We start from the raw sequence: 19,794 nt of genomic DNA, 5'->3' as shown, positions 1-19,794 counted from the left end.
TTATCGTGAAAGAAAAACTCATATTAGTGGGGAACGGTATGGCTGGCATTCGAAGCCTCGAAAACATTTTAAAAACAGACAGCGAACGATTCGACATGACGGTATTTGGAAGTGAACCGCATCCTAACTATAACCGGATTCTTTTATCGAAGGTGCTTCAAGGAGATACAAAGGTTGAAGATATTACACTAAACGATTGGAATTGGTATCAGGAGCATGATATTCAGTTGTTTACAAATGAGACCATTGTGAAGATCGATACAGATAACCAAACAGTCACCAGTGATCAAGGACGGACCGTGCATTATGATCGATTGATTTTAGCAACAGGGTCACTTCCGTTTATCCTGCCGATTCCAGGGAGTGATAAAAAAGGCGTGACGGCCTTCCGTACATTGCAAGACACAGAGGAAATGGTAAATGCCTCTAACAGGTACAAAAAAGCAGCAGTCATTGGGGGCGGCCTTCTTGGACTGGAAGCAGCACGCGGCCTACTCAACTTAGGCATGGAAGTGAATGTCATTCACCTCAGCTCTCATTTAATGGAACGCCAGCTGGACCCAATTGCAGGTCAGCTTCTACAAAAAGCATTAGAAGAGCAGGGAATGAACTTCCTGTTAGGAAAACAGACAAATGAGATTTTAGGAGATACAAGAGTTGAAGGGTTATCATTTTCAGATGGCTCTACACTTGAGACAGACCTAGTCGTCATGGCTGTAGGAATTAAACCAAGTAAAATGCTTGCAGAAATAAGCGGCCTTGAAGTGAACCGAGGTATTATCGTCAATGATTTCATGGAAACGAGTGTCTCAGGCATTTATGCCGTCGGAGAATGTGTAGAACACAGAGGACAAACGTACGGGCTTGTCGCTCCTTTATACGATCAAGCGAATGTGCTTGCTGGGCATGTATGTGACATGAATCCTGTGCCATATGAAGGCTCTGTTCTGTCAACTCAGCTGAAAGTATCGGGAGTTGACGTGTTTTCAGCTGGTGACTTTATAGAAAACGATGAGAAAAAAGCGATCAAAATTTTTGACGAACAAAAAGGCATCTATCAAAAACTAGTCTTCCAGCAAAACCGATTAGTAGGTGCCGTCATGTTTGGAGAAACAAGCGATGGACCTCGCCTATTCTCGTACATTAGAGAAGGGGTAGATATGTCGGATATGGAGAAGGTTTCTGTCTTAACCTCGAATGATCCGGCGCAAGAAAGCACGATTGAAAGCATGGCAAACGACCATATCGTTTGCGGCTGTAACGGTGTTTCAAAGGGTCAGATTGTGGAAGCCATTCAGAAAGAAAGCTTAACAACGATTCAGGAAGTCAAGCAATGTACAAGTGCCTCACGATCATGCGGAGGCTGCAAGCCCGTTGTCGAAGAGATTCTTTGGCACACGTTGGGCGATGATGCGAACCGAACAGCCCAAAAAGAAACCATCTGCGCCTGCACCACTCTTTCACGAGATGAAGTCATTCATGAAATCAAAGAGAAAGGCCTGCAGCATGTCAAAGAAGTGATGAACGTACTTGACTGGGAGAAAGAGGAAGGCTGTTCAAAATGCCGACCTGCATTGAATTATTATTTAGGCATGCTTCAACCTCTTGAGTACAAAGATGAAAAGAGCTCACAATTTGTGAATGAACGCATGCATGCCAATATTCAAAAAGATGGCACCTATTCGGTTGTTCCGCGGATGTACGGCGGCGTGACAAATGCAAATGACCTGAGAAAAATAGCAGATGTCGTCGACAAATATGAAATACCGCTTGTGAAAATGACTGGCGGCCAGCGTATCGACCTTCTAGGTGTCAAAAAAGAAGATTTACCTAAAGTATGGGCAGACCTGGATATGCCATCTGGTTATGCATACGGAAAATCTTTAAGAACGGTCAAAACTTGTGTTGGAGAACAATTTTGCCGGTTCGGCACACAGGACTCGATGGCTCTTGGCATTGCACTTGAAAAGAAATTCGAAGGTCTTGCGACACCGCATAAAGTCAAAATGGCTGTCTCTGCTTGCCCTAGAAACTGTGCAGAATCTGGCATTAAAGACCTTGGCATTGTGGGAATTGATGGAGGATTTGAATTGTACGCCGGCGGAAATGGCGGCACACACTTGCGGGCTGGAGATTTATTGATGAAGGTCAGTACAGCAGAAGAAGTAGAGCAAGTGGCAGCTGCATACCTTCAATATTATAGAGAAACGGCAAATTATCTAGAAAGAACCTCTGCTTGGGTTGAACGACTTGGATTAGATCATATTCAATCAGTACTCCTAGATGATGAGAAACGAGAAGCCTTAATTCAAAGAATGGACATCGCACTGTCAACGTATGAGGAGCCTTGGCAGGAGATGCGCGAGAGTCAAAAAGACACGAAACAATTATTTCAAAAAGCGACGGCTTCTGTATAAATCAATTGAAGGGATGAAATCATATGACAGTTTCAGTTGTAAAAGTTCACATTGGCACCCTATCAGATTTTCCGCTGCAGCTAGGAAAAACAGTCGCAGTCGGTACTCTTGAATTAGCTGTTTTTCAAACCTCTAATAAGCAATTCAAAGCTATTGAAAACCGCTGCCCTCATAAAGGCGGTGTTCTGGCTGAAGGAATGGTAAGTGGAGACCATGTCTTCTGTCCAATGCATGATTGGAAGATTGATCTTTCGACAGGGAACGTTCAAGCACCAGATCACGGGTGCGTTAAAACGTATGAAACAGCGGTCGAGGGGGACGATGTCTTTATTTTATTGCCCTCATAAATAGTTTAGATCCTTCCTTTCATGTATATGCTGTATGTAAATGCAGCAAGAAAGGAAGGAATTTTTGTGCCGTTTCTTAGTATTTTGATTGAACTCTTTATCGGGTTTTTCGCCTTATTTTTTATTACAAAATTATTAGGGAAAACACAGTTTGCACAAATCACGCCGTTTGATTTTATTTCTGCACTGATTTTAGGCGAAATGGTCGGAAACGCCATTTTTGACCCAGAAGTCAAGATTCAGCACATTTTGTTTGCTGTTGCGGTATGGGGCGTTCTCATTTATACAGTTGAATGGTTTTCACAACGCTTTAAAGGTATTCGAGCCTTTTTAGAAGGAAGACCTACACTTGTCATTGATAAAGGGAAGATTCACTACAATCGCTTGAAGAAAAATATGCTTGATCTCAATCAGCTGCAGACACTGATTCGCGCGAAGGGTCATTTTGCCTTGCATGAAATAGAATATGCCATTTTGGAAACAGACGGCTCTGTCAGTGTTCTTCCGAAAATGAAATACGCAACTGCCACCGCAGAAGATGTGAACGTGAAGGGAAAAGAAGTCAAATTGCCTAGAACATTTATTATCGATGGCGAAATTTTAAAAGATGACCTACAAGAAGCTGGCTTTGACGAAACATGGCTGAGTGAGCAATTAAAAAAGCAGCACATTTCTTCTCATCGAGATGTTCTATTTTGTGAATGGATTGAAAATGAAGGGATTTATGCGAAGAAATATGAAAAGTCTAAAAAACATCCATAACATCAATAAGTGGGTGTTTTTTTGTGCGTGTCATGAATAGGATCAGAAAGAATGTTTGATTGAAAACGTTCACAAAGGAGGAGATGTGCGATGAAGTATGGAAAGGTATGGCTTGTAGTCGTCTTGTTTTTATTACTATTTGACTCAGCATCACTTCAAGCAGCCGGACATCAGAATCAAACAAACCGCGTTATTGTGGTCGATCAAAAGGGAAATGGCTCGTTTCGAACCGTTCAATCTGCCATTAATGCGATTCCAGCGAACAATCAACAGAGCGTAACGATCTATATTAAAAATGGTGTGTATAAAGAAAAGATCCTGCTTCCGCAAAATAAACCGCACGTTTCCTTTATCGGCGAAAACCAGCACAAGACGATTCTGACGTATGATGATACAAATGCAAGTACTGGCAGCACAACAAATAGCTCCAGCACTATGATTCGTTCAAACGACTTTTATGCAGAAAATATCACCTTTCAAAATACAGCTGGCAGACATGCAGGTCAGGCTGTTGCCCTTTATGTGTCTGGAGACCGGGCCGCGTTCAAGCAAGTACGCGTCCTTGGCTATCAAGATACGCTTTATGCAACAGGCACAGGCCGGCAATATTATGAAAACTGCTATATCGAGGGCACGGTCGATTTTATTTTTGGATCAGCCACAGCTGTGTTTAAAAGAGCTGAAATAAAAAGTCTTGGAAATGGGTATATTACTGCAGCATCCACAACAGAAGCACAAAGGTATGGTTATGTATTCATCGATTCTACGTTGAAAAAGGGGACGGCAGCTGCTCAATCGGTTTATTTAGGACGTCCGTGGAGGCCTCATTCCGCTGTGACATTCCTCTATACAAAAATGGATGATCATATTAAGGAAGAGGGATGGCATAACTGGGATAACCGTGATAACGAAAGAACAGCAAGATATAAAGAATATGGATCGACAGGGGCAGGAAGCAATGCAGCATACCGCGTAAAATGGTCCAGTATTTTAACGAAAAACGAAGCAAGTCAAATCACGGTGCAAGCTGTTCTGGGCGGAACCGATGGCTGGAATCCAGAAAAGAGATAAAGGGCTTGTCAGTTTTCGTCAAAGAAAGCTGACTTTTCTGTTTAAAAAACCTTTGAGAACAAACGTTCTTTTGTGTATAATGAACATATTCTTCTAAAATTGGCTGCGACAAAAAAGGAGGGATTGCGTGAAGCGTTTTTCACAGCTCTTGTTTTTACAAATATGTATCCTGTCGATTTTATTTCTCCCTTTTTCAGCAAAAGATGACCAACTTACAGCTCGTGACGACTCACTGCCGTGGATGACAGCTTTAGATGAATTCATACGAACAGCACCTGATTTAGAGGGCGCGATCTCCGGTATCAGCGTCCGCAATACTTCTGACTCCTCTCTTCTTTATGAACATCAAGCCGATATTCGTCTTACTCCTGCTTCTAATATGAAACTGCTCACATCAGCCATCGCCCTTGATATACTAGGAGAAACACACACATTCTTGACAGATATCTGGATGGATGGTTCTATTCAAAAGAAAACGTTACATGGCAACCTGTATCTACGCGGTACCGGGGATCCGACTTTATTAGAGGAGGATTTTGCAGCACTTGCCAAACAAGTGAAAAAGGCCGGAATACATACGATTCGCGGACAGCTTGCGGCAGATGACACTTGGTATGATGATACGCGATATTCTATTGATTTGCCTTGGAGTGATGAAGATCAATATTACGGTGCACAAATCTCTGCTCTCACGGCTTCACCGAATCAAGATTATGATGCAGGAACCGTGATTCTCGAAGTAAAACCAGGCAAAAAAGCAGGGCAAAAAGCGACCTATGACATGATCCCGAAGACTTCAGTCCCTCAAATCATGAATCAAGTGAAAACCGTGCCAGAAGGCGGGAAAAAGAAGATTTCTTTTAAGCGCTCTCACGGCACAAACAAGATTACTTTGACTGGAACCATTCCGGTGAAAGTGAGTTCATCTAGACAATGGGTAGCGTTATGGGAGCCAACCACTTATGCGTTAGATTTAATGAAACGAGCATTAAAGGCGGAAGGGATTCAAGTAAAAGGACCGCTTAAAACAAAACAAGTTCCTAAAAAAGCCAAGAAAATTGCCACCCATTCATCGATGCCTTTATCAGAGCTGCTTGTTCCCATGATGAAACTCAGCAACAATACCCATGCAGAAATGTTGCTAAAGGAACTTGGAAAACAAGTGAAAAGCAAAGGGAGCTTTGAGGATGGACTGGATGTTATGAATGAAAGGCTTCCTGCTTTTGGCATCGATCCATCTCTTGCAGTGCTGCGAGATGGGTCGGGCATATCACCTATTAACCTTGTGTCTGCCAACCAGTTCACGTTATTTTTAACAAACATTCAAAAGGAAAAATGGTTTAAGACCTTTGAACATGCGCTTCCGTTAGCAGGGGCAAGTGAACGAATGGTGGGAGGGACGTTAAGAAACAGATTGAAAGAACCAGCTACACTAGAAAAAGTACGTGCAAAAACAGGTTCATTAACTACGGTCAGTACACTTTCTGGATATATTGACACGAAGAGCGGAAAGACAGTCGCTTTTTCCATTTTATTAAATCATCTTGTTGATGACGAAAAAGGGAAAGAGATAGAAGACCATATTGTCAGCATTTTAGCTGAGAATCTTTAGATAGAGAAGGAGAACCATCATGACGTTAGATAACAATCAATCTTTAGTAAAAACCATGTCCATTTTTCTCGTCCCGCTTTTGCTTAGCAATATTTTGCAATCAATCGGACAGCTTGTCTCCATTGTCCTTGTTGGCAGATGGATAGGAGAGGATGCAGTAGCTGCGATTTCTGCATTCTTTCCGCTTTTCTTTTTACTCGTTTCTTTTTCCATTGGAATTGGATCGGGAAGTTCAATCCTTATTGGACAAGCGTATGGAGCGAAAAATGAACAAAGATTAAAAGAAATTATTGGCACAACGCTTTCATTCACTTTTTTAATTGGACTATCTTTAGCGATCATTGGAGGTTTTTTTGCAACAGATATCTTAAATCTCATGGGAACACCTGCAAATATCGTGGAGGAAAGTGCGGCATATGCCAGAATTCTATTCATCTCAATGCCGATCTTATTTCTTTATTTTGTTTACACGACTTTCCTGCGAGGGACTGGGGATTCAAAAACGCCTTTTTATTTCTTAATGATTAGTACGGCAACGAATATTTTAATGCTGCCCATTTTATTATTTGGCTGGCTGGGACTGCCGGCATTTGGTTTATACGGCGCTGCGTATGCTTCTGTGATTTCAACCATTGTGACATTTATCATTCTACATATCTACTTATATAAAACAAAGCACCCGCTTCGCATTGATGCATCGGTTAGAAAGCATTTATTGATGAAAGGGGATCTACTAAAAACGTTATTAAAGCTCAGCATTCCATCGAGCATTAATATGATCCTTATTTCTTTATCAGAAATTGCTGTTATTTCTTTTGTCAACGATTATGGATCACAGGCGACTGCTGCCTATGGTGTTGTCAATCAAGTCGTGAGCTATGTGCAGATGCCGGCAGTGAGTCTTGGCATCGCGGTCTCTATCTTTGCAGCACAATTCATCGGTGCAGGGAATATCAATCGGCTGAAAGATGTGATAAAAATTGGGTTGGGACTCAATTTTGCCATAGGCGGATTCATTATTATTGTTGTTTATCTCTTCGCACCGCAGATTTTATCTATCTTTTTAACAGATTCTAAAACGATTGACATTGCCTATAGCTTGGTCGTCATTACATTATGGAGCTATCTTATTTTTGGAACGGCCCAAATTGTTGCAGCCACGATGAGAGCGAGTGGAACAGTTTTATGGCCAACGATCTTTAGTATTTGTTCCATCTGGCTTGTAGAAGTGCCAGTCGCTTATGTGCTATCGCACTACACAACCCTTGGCATCAAGGGCATCTGGATTGGCTATCCTACGGCTTTCTTTGTGAACTTACTCCTTCAATACGGCTACTATCAGCTCGTATGGAAGAAAAAACAGATTGTAGCGCTAGTGCAATCATAATGTAAAAGTGTGAAGCAGCATATACATACGAAGATCTATCACTTTTTAGGAGGTCTGATCTTCTATGTTTTTGAATCAAAGAAGTGAACTGAGCTCGCACAATATCGGTGATTTTTCTTATGCAGGACCAGATTTCCAAGTGCTGACATGGGGGGAAGGTACGACACTAAACATTGGGAAGTTTTGTTCCATCGCAAACGAAGTGAAAATTTTTCTTGGTGGTGAACACCGTACAGATTGGGTCACAACGTATCCGTTTAATCAAATTTTCAAAGAAGCTTTCCACATTAAAGGACATCCCAAATCGAAAGGAGATGTACACATAGGGCACGACGTATGGATTGGGTATGGCGCGACGAGTATGTATAGGGAACGGAGCAGTGATCGGAGCAAATAGTGTGATCACAAAAGATGTGCCGCCATATGCAATTGCCGCAGGGAATCCACAGTAGCTCATGAAATACCGGTTTTCATCTGAAATAATTGAAAAATTTCAGTTATTAGAATGGTGGAATTTAGAGATTACCGTCATCCAATCTATTTTTCACCTCTTACAATCTGATGATATTGAACAATGTATAAATGTCATAGAAGACATAAAAAAGAAAGGCTGAAAAAGCCTTTCCAGATTGTTGACAAAGGGCTAAAATGATCTTTATTTTAGCCCTTTGTCTTCTTTTCAGCGTAATAGAAAACCCTTGAAATCTAAGAAGGACGAGCATCGAAGCGCCGGACTGACAGCGAATGCGAGGGTTTGTATACGGTCTGAAAAAGCCCTAGATGGGCTTTTTGTATTTATTCCAATCGTATGATGGTTAATGCCGCTCCTACCGATCCTCCGCCAAGTAATACAACTGCTGCGATCAATCCGAATATTTGGAGAGAAAGTTGGTTACATGCTGCAAGTGTTGTGATGAGAGATACGTTGTAGCTAGACGCAGTTAAAGCGGGCGAGCGTTAAAATAGATCCGGGAATGGCAGAACCGTTGTTAATCACCCTCGTTCAGCAAGAAGTCCTATGTGCAAATTTTTAAATTGGAAGTAAAACCTAGAAAATCATCATTTCGAAAATCATCGAATCAAATCATTTAAATGTTTGATGATTTTATGTTATGGTGTTGAAAGTATGAAACTAGTATGATTTTTGACAGAAATGGGGACATCATTTATGAGTCAATCAGTTTTACAGCGTACAGCTTATTCCGTTTTAAATTTATCCTCTGTGACAGAAGGAGGCACCATCAAGGAGTCTTTTGAACATAGTATGGATTTAGCAAAAAAGGCGGAGAAGTGGGGTTATCATAGATACTGGCTGGCAGAACACCATAATATGGAAGGTGTTGCGAGCTCTGCAACGTCCGTTTTAATTGGATATATTGCAGGAGGAACCGAAAAAATTCGAGTAGGATCTGGCGGGATTATGCTACCAAACCACTCTTCACTTGTCATTGCTGAACAATTTGGGACACTTGAGACATTATATCCGGGGAGAATTGATTTAGGCCTTGGCAGAGCACCAGGGACAGATCAGTTAACGGCAAGGGCGCTTAGACGTAATCTCCATAATGGAGAAGATTTCCCTGAGCAGCTAGAAGAACTTCGGCAATATTTTAAACCAACCGGACAGGTCAAAAAACATGTAAGAGCTGTTCCGGGAGAGGGTCTAAACATTCCGATTTGGCTGCTTGGTTCAAGCGGTTTTAGCGCAAGACTTGCAGGAAAGCTTGGATTGCCATTTGCCTTTGCGGCACATTTTTCACCTAAAAATACAATTCCTGCTTTAGAGTTGTATAGACAGTCATTTAGACCTTCTGATGTGTTAAAAGAGCCTTATGCCATGGTGGGTGTGACAGTTTTTGCTGCAGATCAAACAGAGCGAGCTGAATATTTGGCGACCTCTCATTATCAGCGGTTTTTGAGTCTCATTCGAAATACTCCAGGAAAACTCAAAGCGCCTGTCGACAGTATGGACGGCCTTTGGAGTCCGTATGAAAAAGCGATGGTGGATGAACAATTAAGTTCGACAATGATCGGAGATAAAGAAAAGGTGAAAAAAGAATTGGAAGCCTTTATTGAAGCCACTCAAGCAGACGAAGTGATGATTAATTCGGATATGTTTGACCATCAAGAAAGAATGCGCTCATATGAAATCATCGGAGAGATCTTCCAAGAGGCACAAGAAAAATAAACATGAAAAAAGAACTGCACAAAGCAGTTCTTTTTTATTTATGCTTTTGTAAAAATACGAAATGGTTGTCCAATTGGCAGCACAGTACGGCCAAAATGAGTATTGAGCACAACTGCTGCTGAACCATAAAACGAAAGCAGGGAAATGATCAATTCTGCAATACCGGCAATGGTATGAGTCACATCGTACATCACACCAAATGAGCTAAGGGAAAGACCAAGGAATAAGAAATCAATAAAGACGAAAATCAAAAATAGTACTTTATGTGTTTCCATAGCACCAATCGTCATAAACAAGCTGAAAATCAAATAACCGATAAATGCAAAACCTAGTTGTTTAGGATCTGCTGCTTCCGCAAGCGTTTTCCCAAAAACGCCGGCTTGAATGAGCCAAGTCGTTCCAACACCCATCCAAAAAAGACCGAAGGCGCCAAAGGCAGTGGCTCCAAAAATATTGTGATGCTTTGAATCTTGTATGGACGCAATCAACTGCGCGATGCCTCCAAGGAAGATAGCCCAAGGTAAAATAAGGGAAGTGCCATCTGTAATTCCTAGTTTTTGTGAGGACGCAACGAGCGTCACCATTGCTAAACCAAACAAACCAAGTGGTGTTGGGTCTGCAATTGATAATCGAATAGCTTGAACATTCTGTTTTTCCATAATGACCTCCTACAATTTGCACTTACAAAAGATACTCGAATTAGACCGAAACGTCAAGCTCTTTTTTAGTAGACACTTGCAACGTCTTCCAAATAAATCTATATTTAATACATATCAAATGTGATAGAAAATGAGGGATAAAATTGAGTAAAGGCTTAACTGGAAAAACGATTGCCATTTGTGGAACGAGAAAAACAGAAGAAATGCGTACACTTGTCGAAAAACAAGGGGGACAAGCCGTTATTCGTTCTCTTCAAGGAACCGTATTTTTAGCCAAAGAGGAGTTAAAGCCAGGCATTGAAACCTTTGTGAACCAAGGCGCAGATTGGGTGATTTTCACAACAGGTATCGGGACAGATACATTAATTGAGAGTGCAGAAGAGCTTCATCTAGGGAAAGCATTTATGGAAATCCTATCAAATGCACACATTGCTTCAAGAGGGTACAAAACCTTTGCTGCGCTTAAAAAACGCGGAATTCAGCCAGACGTATCTGATGAAGATGGAACAGTTCGTGATCTGATCTCAAAGCTTGAAGACAAAGATTTTCAAGGCAAACGCGTCATGGTGCAGCTTCACGGGGAAAACGCTCCGGCCCTCATTCAGTTTTTACATGACAAAGGGGCAGATGTATTGCCGCTTTTACCTTATCAGCATACACCACCTGAACCAGAGGCCGCAGAAACATTGCTTCAAGAAATGAAAGATGGAAAAGTCCAAGCCGTCTGTTTTACAACCGCTGTTCAGGTGCACGCCTTTTTCACATTAGCGGCAAAATGGGGCAGAAAAGAAGAACTCCAAGAGCTATTCGAGCAGCAAGTACTGGCAGTAGCTGTTGGAAAAGTCACAGCTGAAGCTTTAAAAGAAGAGGGAATTGACCGGATTCTTGCTCCGTCACTTGAGAGAATGGGTGCAATGATTATGGAATTATCCCAATATATGAAAAAACAATCATCACATTCATAAAAAAACGCCTTTCACCAGATCAGTGAAAGGCGTTTTTCATTAGATTGTCCGTTTTCGGTTCGTACGAATTTTTTTTAAGACGAAATAGAGAACGATCAGGACGATCGCAATGGCCATAATAGGGGTTGTATAAGCGTGAGCAACACTTTGAATGTGATCCCACTTTGTCCCAAGCTGCATACCGAGATAGATAAATAAGATCGACCAAGGGATGGCAGCCAATCCTGTCAAGAGGACAAATTTCAAAAAAGGCATTTTGGCAATACCGGCTGGGATCGAGATAGCATGGCGGACAACAGGAATAAATCGCGCTGTAAATACCACACCGGTTCCATATCGGTCAAACCATCGCTCTGCAGTTGCGATATGGTGTTCATGGATGAATAAGTATTTTCCGTATTTTGTTAAAAAAGGTCTTCCGCCGTAAAGACCGATCCAGTATATAAAACATTGTGCGAGCGTACCTCCGATGACGCCAGCAATAACAGCTCCAACAAATCCGATTGTTCCAGTTGACACCATATATCCGCCATAGGCAAGAACAATTTCGCTTGGAATGATTTCAATCATCAAACCAAGCGCAACTCCTACGTAACCAAGGCTTGTCAGCCAGGTTAAAATTTCATTAAACAAGGTTCCCATTCATTTCACTCTGCCTTTAAATACTTATTTTCTTCAAGCATCCTTATAAAAGCCTATGCTTGTTTTACTTTTCTCATGAGTATGCTTTCCGCTTACCTCTCATGACGGCTAAACCGAAAGACGCCTCGTGAATGCCTGGCTTTTCCACCAAGTCTGTGATGAAAAACTCCCGTCTAGCAAACTTTATCATACCATATTTGCTCACACCTAGACGATCTACTTGCTGAACACTTGTTATGTGAAGAACTATCATGATGTCAGTGATCTAATCAGTAAAGAAAACATGAACAGGCTGCATCCGTTTTTCTAGCAGCTCGTGATATAATTTGTTAGATGAAACGAACGGGTGGTGCACAAACATGTATTTAACAATCGAAGAAACAGCTGAGTACTTAGAAGTATCTGAAGCGTATATTGAGAAATTAATCCAGCAAAAAAAGATCCGCTATGTATTTGACGGCGAATCCTACCTGATTTATCAAGGTCAGTTTCAAACGCATATGAAGCAGCTTGAACAATACAAAGAGCTCGTCCAAGAGATCTTAAATGAACCAATCCCTGAAGACCCAGATGTAAAGGACGAAGATTAGAGCATTGTCATCTTTTCAAAGGAAGTGAATGGAGTGGAAAAAGGCGCCTTATGTGAAGCCTGTCAAAAAAACGCAATGAATGTCGTAGAGAATTCAGATGATCCGAAACAGCCTTATCAATTATGTCATCCGTGTCACAAGAGATCTCAACTATTCATTACGACCTATTGAATGGTATAACTTAGTCGTACTCCATTCTCCTAAACAATTTTTACTGCACGATGACTTTTATGGAGAGGACGGACAGGCTCAGGCTTTCCAATCAGAGGAAGATGTCATCGATGCATTGAAACAGCATGATCAGCAAAAGATCTTAGACTCTGTTCAAATTCGGTTTGATGAAACTCAGCATGCCCAAGTGAAATCACGAATGTTAGAAATCGCGGCTGATGTTTTAAGTACATCTGCCGCTGAGTGGGTAAGGGAACTTTTGGATCAGGCTGACGAAGAATTTCTCTATCCACTTTCATGGGCGCAGCCAGCAGCTTACCAGGAAATGAGGGTTTACAACATGTGATAGAGAAATTGAAATCGATCGGTGAAAAGATTGCGTTCCACGAGTCAAAATGAACGTGTCTAAAATAATAAATAACAAAGAAGATATTTTCGAATAATTTTTCACTCATTTATTGACTGACACCGGTTTGAACAATTTTCATGTGGCATTTAATTTGCACATCCGTATCAGGATAGATTTCCTGCCACTTTTCTGGTGTCATGGTTTTGTCTTTTGATCTATACCTCAAGCCCAGCCCAAGCGGATCTATGTTTTGCTTTTTAAAGGACTGAACAAGGTCTTGTCCTTGCTGGGCGACACGTTTTTCAACTTCTTTTTCGACATGGTCCAATATATTCGGTTTATCAATTTTTTTGGACTTCATGAATTCTTTTAATTCACCTTTCAGCTTGATATCAATCGTGATATGAGGCTTTTTTGTTAGGTTTTTCGTTGGTTTGATCTGGTAAGACACATGTGATTTAATATTTTCAATGACGACATGGGTCTTTGCTTGATCAGCCAATTGAAACTCGTAGATGCCATTTTTATGATTTTCAATCATCGATTTAAATGTGAACGTATCTTCTCCGGGGATATGACCGATCATTTTTTCATGATCAAACAGAGCGACTCCCGTGACCTTGATGCCATTGCTTGTTTTTTTGATGTAAGGGAGGTAAGCATCTACCCCTTTTGCCAGCATTTGATTCATAAAAATATGCTGATTGGTCACAGGTTCATTGCCATTTCGCATATTTTGGGCTAACAGATCAGAGAGATACACGCCAATATTCAAGTTCGTTTGATTCATTTTTGTGTATAATAACTCTTCAACCTCTCCGCCTACAATCGCAAACACTTGGCGTGAACCAATGATAGGATCACGATAAATGTAATTCATTAAATCGATCATGCCGACTTCTTTTGCTAACTTTTCACTGACTAAAATAACGAGTACCTGGCCCATGACTACTGGAAAAGGTGATTTTTCTGAAACGAGAAACTGAATATTACTAATAGTGTTTGACCTTGCGCTTAATATTTGATAACTTCCTTGATCCTCACTTTTAAAGACAGGAAAGACAAAGAAGCCCTTCATTTCTCCATCTTCCACTAAATCAAATCCCGCCGCCTGAGAGATATTTAATTCATCTAAAAGACGAGGCTGTGCACAGCTAGTTAAGAAAAGACTAAACAACATGAGACCCGTGAGTACATAACGTTTCATGCTCGTTTTTTCACCCACCTTTTTTTCAGCATCAATCCGATGACCATACAGACAATCAATCCATACATAAGAAAGTATCCGCTATAATCCACCCATTGATTAAAGGTTTCAAAAGAAGTGGCCCCCGCAAAAAACGAAAACATGACCAGAATGAGGATGCTGAGACTGATGAACGTGGCGCGCTGGCTCGTATGAAGCACTTGTTTTGCCATTCGGCTCGCTGCCCATAATGGAATCGCGATATTTGGAATGATCAAAAACAGCCAAAGGGACACTTCAATAAATTCAAAGCGCTGGATAAAGGGAAGCTTCACAATGCTTGTTAACGTTAACGTCGGCCATTTTGTTAATTTGAGCTGAGCACTTGAGTAATACGCAATGGAGACGAGAAAGACGAGTAAATTTAAGCATGTCGTAAATAATGCCCCCATGTGAGCAAATTTTTGAGACGTCTGTGCTTGTTTAATAAAGGGATAATAGACAAGCAGCGTGCCAAAACCAAACATGGATAAAGAGGCATCTTTCACTCCCATCAACAGCTGCGAAAATGTATGATCAAACATCGGGAACATGAAGCGAATATGACTATATTTCATGGCATAAAAGCAAATAAACGTCATCCAATACGTCAGTACAATGCTAAAGAATGCCCATCCAGCAATGGTTCTAAAGCCGCCGGTATGAATGTAATACACAAGCAGCAGGAGTACAGCCGCAAACAAAAGACCAGGAATTTCTTTAAACAGCCATACATGGATCACGTCCATATAATGGATGAGAACGGTCAAGGACAAAGAAGCAAAATATAAGATATAGAGAATGTTGAATAATTGCCCAACCCATTTGCCAAATACGTATTGTGTGATATCACCAAATTCATCCGAAGGAGCCTTTTTAAACATCAAGTACATGAGAAAGATCATCACATTGACGCTGATACCAGAAATAAGAATGGCGATCCATCCATCATTATTCATAGAACGAACAAGGTTCGTTTGAAAGTTTAAAATACCGACACCAACTTGATTAGCATTGATGAGAAAAAACACAAAAAAAGGGGAAACTTGAAATTTCTCTTTCACAGAAGAAGAACTCATGCTTTCACTTCCTTATTCATAAAAATCATTTTTCCCCTTACGGCCTTGCTTCGGTTTTTGCCGGTGAATCGTTTCATTTTGCGGACGTAAATTTTCCGGTCTTTTATTCAAAAAACGGAGCTGAGGACGAATCAAACTGCCCTTTAAATCCGTCAGACGCAGCGGAAAAATAGGCTCTAGATACGGACGTCCAATAGACGTTAATTTCATTAAATGGGTGAGAAGGAAAGATCCCATCACGGCAATACCTAATGCGCCCCAAACCTGTGCTGCAAGTAGAAATGGAAATCTCAGCAGCCGAATGGCACTGCCCATTTTGTAAATAGGGGTGACGAATGAGGCAAGGGCAGAAAGAGCGACAATAATGAGTAAAATATTACTTGTTAATCCTGCTGCCACAGCAGCCTGTCCAATGACAATCCCTCCAACAATCCCGAGCGTCTGACCGACTTTAGCTGGAAGCCTCGAACCTGCTTCTCTTAGTAATTCAATCGAAATCTCTAAAAATAGGGCCTCAATGATCGGAGGAAATGGAACAAGATAGCGTGAGGACACAATGGTTTCTAATAAATCCTTTGGGATCAGCTCATAATGAAAGGTTAAAATGGCTACATATAAAGGTGTCGCAAAAATGGAAAATATCACAGCAAATATGCGTAACAGCCGAAAGCAAGAAGCCGCAATCCACGACATATTGTAGTCTTCCATAGTGGAAAAATACTCAAGTAAAATTGTCGGGGCAAGCAAGACATGAGGAGATCCATCCACTAAGATGGCAATTTTCCCTTCCGATAAACCTGAAGACACGCGGTCGGGTCTTTCTGTATTCAAAAACAACGGAAAGATCGTATTGGACACATCATAAAGCATTTGTGCAAGGTAATTCGCATCTAAAATTTGATCATAATCAACGTCCTCAATTCGCTGCAGAACCGTTTCGATGTTTTGCGGATTGGCGATTTCTTCAATATATAACACCGCTACTTTTGTTTGAGAGAGCGTACCAACCGTCTTTTCCGTCACTTTCAGGTTCGGTGTCGGCAGCCGCTGCCTGACCAAATTTAAATTGGTATCCAAAACCTCCACAAATGCTTCCTGTGCACTGATAATGCCAAATTCAATCTCAGGCGGACCTACTTGTCTGCCTTTCTTTTCTTCAATTGGTATTAGAAGCGCTTTGCCCCAGTCCGTTTCGAGCCGAATGGCCATATTCCCTCGATGAAGGGCTTTTTCCACTTCCTGAAGATCGGTCGTGATGACAGACTGTTCAATGGGGATTCGTTCTTTCAGCTCCTCAAGAGTGGGGGTGAGGTGCAATTCTTTCATGCAGGGCAAAATTTGTTCATGGAGTAGATGACCATTAATTAAAGGACGAAAAAAAGAAATTCGATAAAGGAAATCTTCACTTCGTGACAACTCGTTTGTAAAATCAGAGGAACGTGATAATGACTCAAATACTGAATTTGGGTCATTTTGATGTTGTTTGTTTTTCTTCAGCACTTGAATCATCTCCTTCCTCGATTTGCCTCTATTATCCAACCAATTGCCTGAAGATATGCATGAAAAAAAGCGTTCAGCTTGACGAGCTGGACGCTTTTTTTCCATATTGAACGGCTTCTAATAAAAAATCTGCGAGATGGACAGCACGCATGCTAGGCGATTGTCCTGAACGTTTGATCCCTGCTGCCATTTGCAGCTGGCAGCCTGGATTGGACGTGACAATAGCAGCTGCCGCTGTTTGACTAGCTTCTGTCATTTTATGATCTAAAATTTGCATCGACATCTTTGGCTGCAAGATATTATAAATTCCAGCAGATCCGCAGCAGCGGTCGGCATCCTTCATTTCTTTAAATGATACGCCATGAATCGCCTTCATCAGCACCCTTGGCGCTTGCTCAACACCCATTCCATTTCGTAAGTGACAAGAGTCTTGATAGGTGATGATCTGCTCTGGCAAGGCAAGCGATGTAAGCCGGTGAAACTTAAGCTCCACGAGAATGTCCGATATATCCGTGATTTTCTTTGAGAAGGCTTCACCTCGTTTTTGAAAAGCCGGATCATCCTTTAGCAAATGATCGTAATCACTTAAAAAAGCGCCGCATCCCCCTGCATTCATGACAATGGCATCTGCCTCTATCTCTTCAAATGCTTCAATATTCCGCCTTGCTAACTGTTTCGCTTGCTCTTTTTCTCCGCTATGGCCATGAAGTGCACCACAGCACGTTTGAACAGGAGGGACGACAACGTCACAGCCGGACAGCTGCAAAAGCTGGATGGTCGCTTCGTTTGTGCTGGAAAAAACGGTGTCCATTAAACAGCCAGTAAAAAAGGCGACACGCTTTCTTGCCGTGCCAATGGCTTTGTATTCTAACGCACGGCTTTTTTGTTGACGCGGCACCTTTGGAAGAGCCTCTTCCATCAGCTGTAAATGCGGCGGAAGCACCTTTAGCATGCCAGACTTGCGGGCGGCCGTTTGCAGACCAGAGGTTTGATAAAATCGCAGAAGTCCAGCCGCTTGACGCATTCGGCTTTGTGAAGGAAAGAGTCTTTTAAACACAACACGTCTCACAAATTTGACAGGAAGAGATTGTTTTTTGTGCTGCTGAATGATGTCTCTTGCATCCTCAAGTAAACGTCCATATTTGACGCCGGAAGGGCAGACCGGTTCACATGCACGGCAGCCAAGACAAAGGTTCAGTGAATGTTCGACATCTTCATCTGGCTCAATCACGCCGTCTCTTACCGCCTTCATTAAAGCAATTCGGCCGCGGGGAGAGTGCGTTTCTTGTTGACCGGATTCAATATAAGTAGGGCAGGAAGGGAGGCAGAAGCCGCAGCGCATGCAATTGAGCAGCTCCTTTTCATCCATTTGCTGCTGAAATGTTTGCTGAATCTCTGTTTGTTTAGAGGAATTCATGAGACCACCACCCGCTTTCTTGCTGCTTTTCCAAACACCTTATCAGGATTCATGATATTTGCTGGATCTAGCGCTTGTTTGATCGCTTTCATTGCTGCGATTCCTTCTTTTTTGACCTTTAGCTCCAAATAAGGGGCTTTCATCAGACCCACACCATGTTCACCCGTAATAGTGCCGCCAAGGGAGACTGCTTTCTCAAAAATGGCCTGAAAGGCTTCTTCGACCCGCTTCATTTCTTCTTCATTTCTTGCATCAGTTGCACAAGTAGGGTGTAAATTCCCGTCACCTGCATGACCAAATGTACAGATTTTCACTTCGTATTCTCTCGCAATGTCTTCGATCGCCCGCACCATGCTGGCAATTTCAGACCGGGGGACTGTAGCATCTTCTAAAATCGTCGTGGGGCTTAAACGGGCGAGGGCAGATAAAGCGGCTCGTCTTGCTGTTAAAAGGGCACTGGCCTCTTCTTCAGAATGTGCGACATTCACTTCTTTTGCACCGTGCTGCTGACAGACCTTTGCGATGCTTTGCATATCACGGGAAACAGCCTCAGGGTTGCCGTCCTGTTCGATTAATAGCACCGCTTGAACGTCAGTCGGCAGGCCGATTTTGGCAAAGTCTTCAACGACTTCCAGTGTCGGCTGATCCATAAATTCTAATGTGGCGGGGATGATACGCTCTGCAATAATCGCCGAAACTGATGCGGCTGCTTCCTCTAGGTTTTCGTATAAGCAAAGCATCGTTTGTTTGGTTTCTGGAAGTGGCAAAAGCTTCAGCGTGGCTTCTGTGACAATGCCGAGTGTTCCTTCTGATCCAACGAATAAGCGGGTCATATCATACCCGGCCACATCCTTTGCGAGCTTACCGCCTGTTTTGATGATGTCACCGTTTGGTAGAATCACTTCAAGTCCAAGTACATAATCTCTCGTCACGCCATATTTTAATCCCCGGAGACCACCTGAATTTTCATTAATATTGCCGCCTAACGTGGAAATTTTCATCGAGCTTGGATCTGGTGGATAGAAAAGGCCTTTTGCCTCTACTTGGCGAATGAATTCCTGTGTGATCAAACCAGGCTGGACCGTTGCGGTGAGGTTTTCTTCGTCTATTTCGATTAATTGGTTCATTCTTGTAAACAACATCACAAGTCCGCCTTGTGTAGGACAGGTTCCTGCACAAAGATTCGTTCCGGATCCTCTTGGCACGATCGGCACCTTATATGAGGCGCAGAGCCGGACAATTTGCTGGATTTCTTCAGCCGCATGCGGTCTCACGATGACATCTGGCATATGCTGAAAATTAGGCGTTGCATCATAAGAATAAGCAAGCCGATCTGCCTTACTGTCTTGTACATAAGGCGCCCCGACAATCTTTTTTAATTGACTTAAAAATTCAGAATTCAACATGTGTATT

General features: G+C 42.0%; 18 protein-coding genes and 1 pseudogene. 11 read left to right on the top strand and 8 right to left on the bottom strand.

Annotation, left to right across the window (positions count from 1 at the left end):
* Positions 1-5 precede the first annotated feature (5 nt).
* The 7 genes and pseudogenes from nirB to C6W21_RS04825 all read left to right on the top strand — a co-directional run bounded on the left by nirB (position 6) and on the right by C6W21_RS04825 (position 8,210).
* On the top strand, positions 6-2,417 hold the full coding sequence (nirB, locus tag C6W21_RS04855; RefSeq protein ID WP_106049526.1) for a nitrite reductase large subunit NirB: 2,412 nt from the start codon (positions 6-8) through the stop codon (positions 2,415-2,417).
* A gap of 23 nt (positions 2,418-2,440) precedes the next feature.
* Positions 2,441-2,764: a nitrite reductase small subunit NirD gene (gene nirD, locus C6W21_RS04850; RefSeq protein ID WP_106049525.1), complete on the top strand. Its 324-nt coding sequence runs from the start codon at positions 2,441-2,443 to the stop codon at positions 2,762-2,764.
* 27 nt (positions 2,765-2,791) lie between these two features.
* On the top strand, positions 2,792-3,526 hold the full coding sequence (locus C6W21_RS04845) for a DUF421 domain-containing protein (protein ID WP_189318166.1): 735 nt from the start codon (positions 2,792-2,794) through the stop codon (positions 3,524-3,526).
* Positions 3,527-3,616: 90 nt separating this feature from the next.
* Positions 3,617-4,597 (top strand): pectinesterase family protein, encoded by a 981-nt coding sequence (locus tag C6W21_RS04840; protein ID WP_106055970.1) that lies wholly within the window; start codon positions 3,617-3,619, stop codon positions 4,595-4,597.
* Between the two features lie 127 nt (positions 4,598-4,724).
* On the top strand, positions 4,725-6,209 hold the full coding sequence (gene dacB / locus C6W21_RS04835) for a D-alanyl-D-alanine carboxypeptidase/D-alanyl-D-alanine endopeptidase (protein WP_106055969.1): 1,485 nt from the start codon (positions 4,725-4,727) through the stop codon (positions 6,207-6,209).
* A gap of 19 nt (positions 6,210-6,228) precedes the next feature.
* A complete protein-coding gene (locus C6W21_RS04830; RefSeq protein WP_106055968.1) occupies positions 6,229-7,596 on the top strand; it encodes an MATE family efflux transporter in 1,368 nt (455 codons plus the stop codon).
* A gap of 64 nt (positions 7,597-7,660) precedes the next feature.
* A pseudogene (locus C6W21_RS04825) lies at positions 7,661-8,210 on the top strand (CatB-related O-acetyltransferase).
* A 181-nt stretch (positions 8,211-8,391) separates the two neighbouring features.
* Here C6W21_RS04825 and C6W21_RS19170 read toward each other — a convergent pair.
* A complete protein-coding gene (locus tag C6W21_RS19170) occupies positions 8,392-8,511 on the bottom strand; it encodes a hypothetical protein (protein ID WP_223249562.1) in 120 nt (39 codons plus the stop codon).
* A gap of 253 nt (positions 8,512-8,764) precedes the next feature.
* On the opposite strand from C6W21_RS19170, the gene C6W21_RS04815 reads away from it, so the two are divergent.
* Entirely contained in the window at positions 8,765-9,784 is a 1,020-nt protein-coding gene (locus C6W21_RS04815; RefSeq protein ID WP_106055967.1) for an LLM class flavin-dependent oxidoreductase, read from the top strand.
* 38 nt (positions 9,785-9,822) lie between these two features.
* Here C6W21_RS04815 and C6W21_RS04810 read toward each other — a convergent pair whose 3' ends face one another.
* Positions 9,823-10,443 (bottom strand): acetate uptake transporter, encoded by a 621-nt coding sequence (locus C6W21_RS04810; protein ID WP_106055966.1) that lies wholly within the window; start codon positions 10,441-10,443, stop codon positions 9,823-9,825.
* A 143-nt stretch (positions 10,444-10,586) separates the two neighbouring features.
* Here C6W21_RS04810 and C6W21_RS04805 point away from each other — a divergent pair, with 143 nt between their 5' ends.
* Entirely contained in the window at positions 10,587-11,408 is an 822-nt protein-coding gene (locus C6W21_RS04805; protein WP_106049520.1) for a uroporphyrinogen-III synthase, read from the top strand.
* A 39-nt stretch (positions 11,409-11,447) separates the two neighbouring features.
* On the opposite strand, the gene uptA is transcribed toward C6W21_RS04805, so the two are convergent.
* Positions 11,448-12,050: an undecaprenyl phosphate transporter UptA gene (uptA, locus tag C6W21_RS04800; protein WP_095285257.1), complete on the bottom strand. Its 603-nt coding sequence runs from the start codon at positions 12,048-12,050 to the stop codon at positions 11,448-11,450.
* Between the two features lie 359 nt (positions 12,051-12,409).
* Between uptA and C6W21_RS04790 the strand changes: the two genes are divergently transcribed.
* Complete coding sequence (locus C6W21_RS04790) at positions 12,410-12,640, top strand: excisionase family DNA-binding protein (protein WP_106049519.1); 231 nt, start codon at positions 12,410-12,412, stop codon at positions 12,638-12,640.
* A gap of 97 nt (positions 12,641-12,737) precedes the next feature.
* Positions 12,738-13,157, top strand: a complete 420-nt coding sequence (locus C6W21_RS04785) for a hypothetical protein (protein ID WP_106055965.1) — start codon at positions 12,738-12,740, stop codon at positions 13,155-13,157.
* A 109-nt stretch (positions 13,158-13,266) separates the two neighbouring features.
* Here C6W21_RS04785 and C6W21_RS04780 read toward each other — a convergent pair whose 3' ends face one another.
* The 5 genes from C6W21_RS04780 to glcD form a co-directional block, all read right to left on the bottom strand.
* Positions 13,267-14,367 (bottom strand): Ger(x)C family spore germination protein, encoded by a 1,101-nt coding sequence (locus C6W21_RS04780; protein ID WP_106055964.1) that lies wholly within the window; start codon positions 14,365-14,367, stop codon positions 13,267-13,269.
* Entirely contained in the window at positions 14,364-15,464 is a 1,101-nt protein-coding gene (locus C6W21_RS04775) for a GerAB/ArcD/ProY family transporter (protein ID WP_106049516.1), read from the bottom strand. The genes C6W21_RS04780 and C6W21_RS04775 overlap by 4 nt, the downstream gene beginning before the upstream one ends.
* Positions 15,465-15,476: 12 nt before the next feature.
* Positions 15,477-16,973 carry a spore germination protein gene (locus tag C6W21_RS04770; RefSeq protein ID WP_223249561.1) on the bottom strand — a complete coding sequence of 499 codons (1,497 nt, stop codon included), beginning with the start codon at positions 16,971-16,973 and terminating at the stop codon, positions 15,477-15,479.
* Between the two features lie 64 nt (positions 16,974-17,037).
* A complete protein-coding gene (locus C6W21_RS04765; protein ID WP_106049515.1) occupies positions 17,038-18,381 on the bottom strand; it encodes a (Fe-S)-binding protein in 1,344 nt (447 codons plus the stop codon).
* Positions 18,378-19,787, bottom strand: a complete 1,410-nt coding sequence (gene glcD, locus C6W21_RS04760; RefSeq protein ID WP_106049514.1) for a glycolate oxidase subunit GlcD — start codon at positions 19,785-19,787, stop codon at positions 18,378-18,380. The genes C6W21_RS04765 and glcD overlap by 4 nt, the downstream gene beginning before the upstream one ends.
* Positions 19,788-19,794 lie beyond the last annotated feature (7 nt).

Origin of the sequence: Bacillus sp. NMCN1, from assembly GCF_002998085.1 — a bacterium.
Lineage (GTDB): Bacteria > Bacillota > Bacilli > Bacillales > Bacillaceae > Bacillus.
This window is presented reverse-complemented; position numbering and strand designations above follow the sequence as displayed.

Bases quoted from the DNA above. Each gene is read 5' to 3' on its own strand.
- C6W21_RS04815 (WP_106055967.1), top strand. From the start codon at position 8,765: ATGAGTCAATCAGTTTTACAGCGTACAGCTTATTCCGTTTTAAATTTA.
- C6W21_RS04830 (WP_106055968.1), top strand. From the start codon at position 6,229: ATGACGTTAGATAACAATCAATCTTTAGTAAAAACCATGTCCATTTTT.
- C6W21_RS04785 (WP_106055965.1), top strand. From the start codon at position 12,738: ATGATCCGAAACAGCCTTATCAATTATGTCATCCGTGTCACAAGAGAT.
- C6W21_RS04845 (WP_189318166.1), top strand. From the start codon at position 2,792: ATGCTGTATGTAAATGCAGCAAGAAAGGAAGGAATTTTTGTGCCGTTT.
- C6W21_RS04810 (WP_106055966.1), bottom strand. From the start codon at position 10,443: ATGGAAAAACAGAATGTTCAAGCTATTCGATTATCAATTGCAGACCCA.
- C6W21_RS04770 (WP_223249561.1), bottom strand. From the start codon at position 16,973: ATGATTCAAGTGCTGAAGAAAAACAAACAACATCAAAATGACCCAAAT.
- C6W21_RS04775 (WP_106049516.1), bottom strand. From the start codon at position 15,464: ATGAGTTCTTCTTCTGTGAAAGAGAAATTTCAAGTTTCCCCTTTTTTT.
- C6W21_RS04840 (WP_106055970.1), top strand. From the start codon at position 3,617: ATGAAGTATGGAAAGGTATGGCTTGTAGTCGTCTTGTTTTTATTACTA.
- C6W21_RS04765 (WP_106049515.1), bottom strand. From the start codon at position 18,381: ATGAATTCCTCTAAACAAACAGAGATTCAGCAAACATTTCAGCAGCAA.
- glcD (WP_106049514.1), bottom strand. From the start codon at position 19,787: ATGTTGAATTCTGAATTTTTAAGTCAATTAAAAAAGATTGTCGGGGCG.
- uptA (WP_095285257.1), bottom strand. From the start codon at position 12,050: ATGGGAACCTTGTTTAATGAAATTTTAACCTGGCTGACAAGCCTTGGT.
- C6W21_RS04780 (WP_106055964.1), bottom strand. From the start codon at position 14,367: ATGAAACGTTATGTACTCACGGGTCTCATGTTGTTTAGTCTTTTCTTA.
- nirD (WP_106049525.1), top strand. From the start codon at position 2,441: ATGACAGTTTCAGTTGTAAAAGTTCACATTGGCACCCTATCAGATTTT.
- C6W21_RS04790 (WP_106049519.1), top strand. From the start codon at position 12,410: ATGTATTTAACAATCGAAGAAACAGCTGAGTACTTAGAAGTATCTGAA.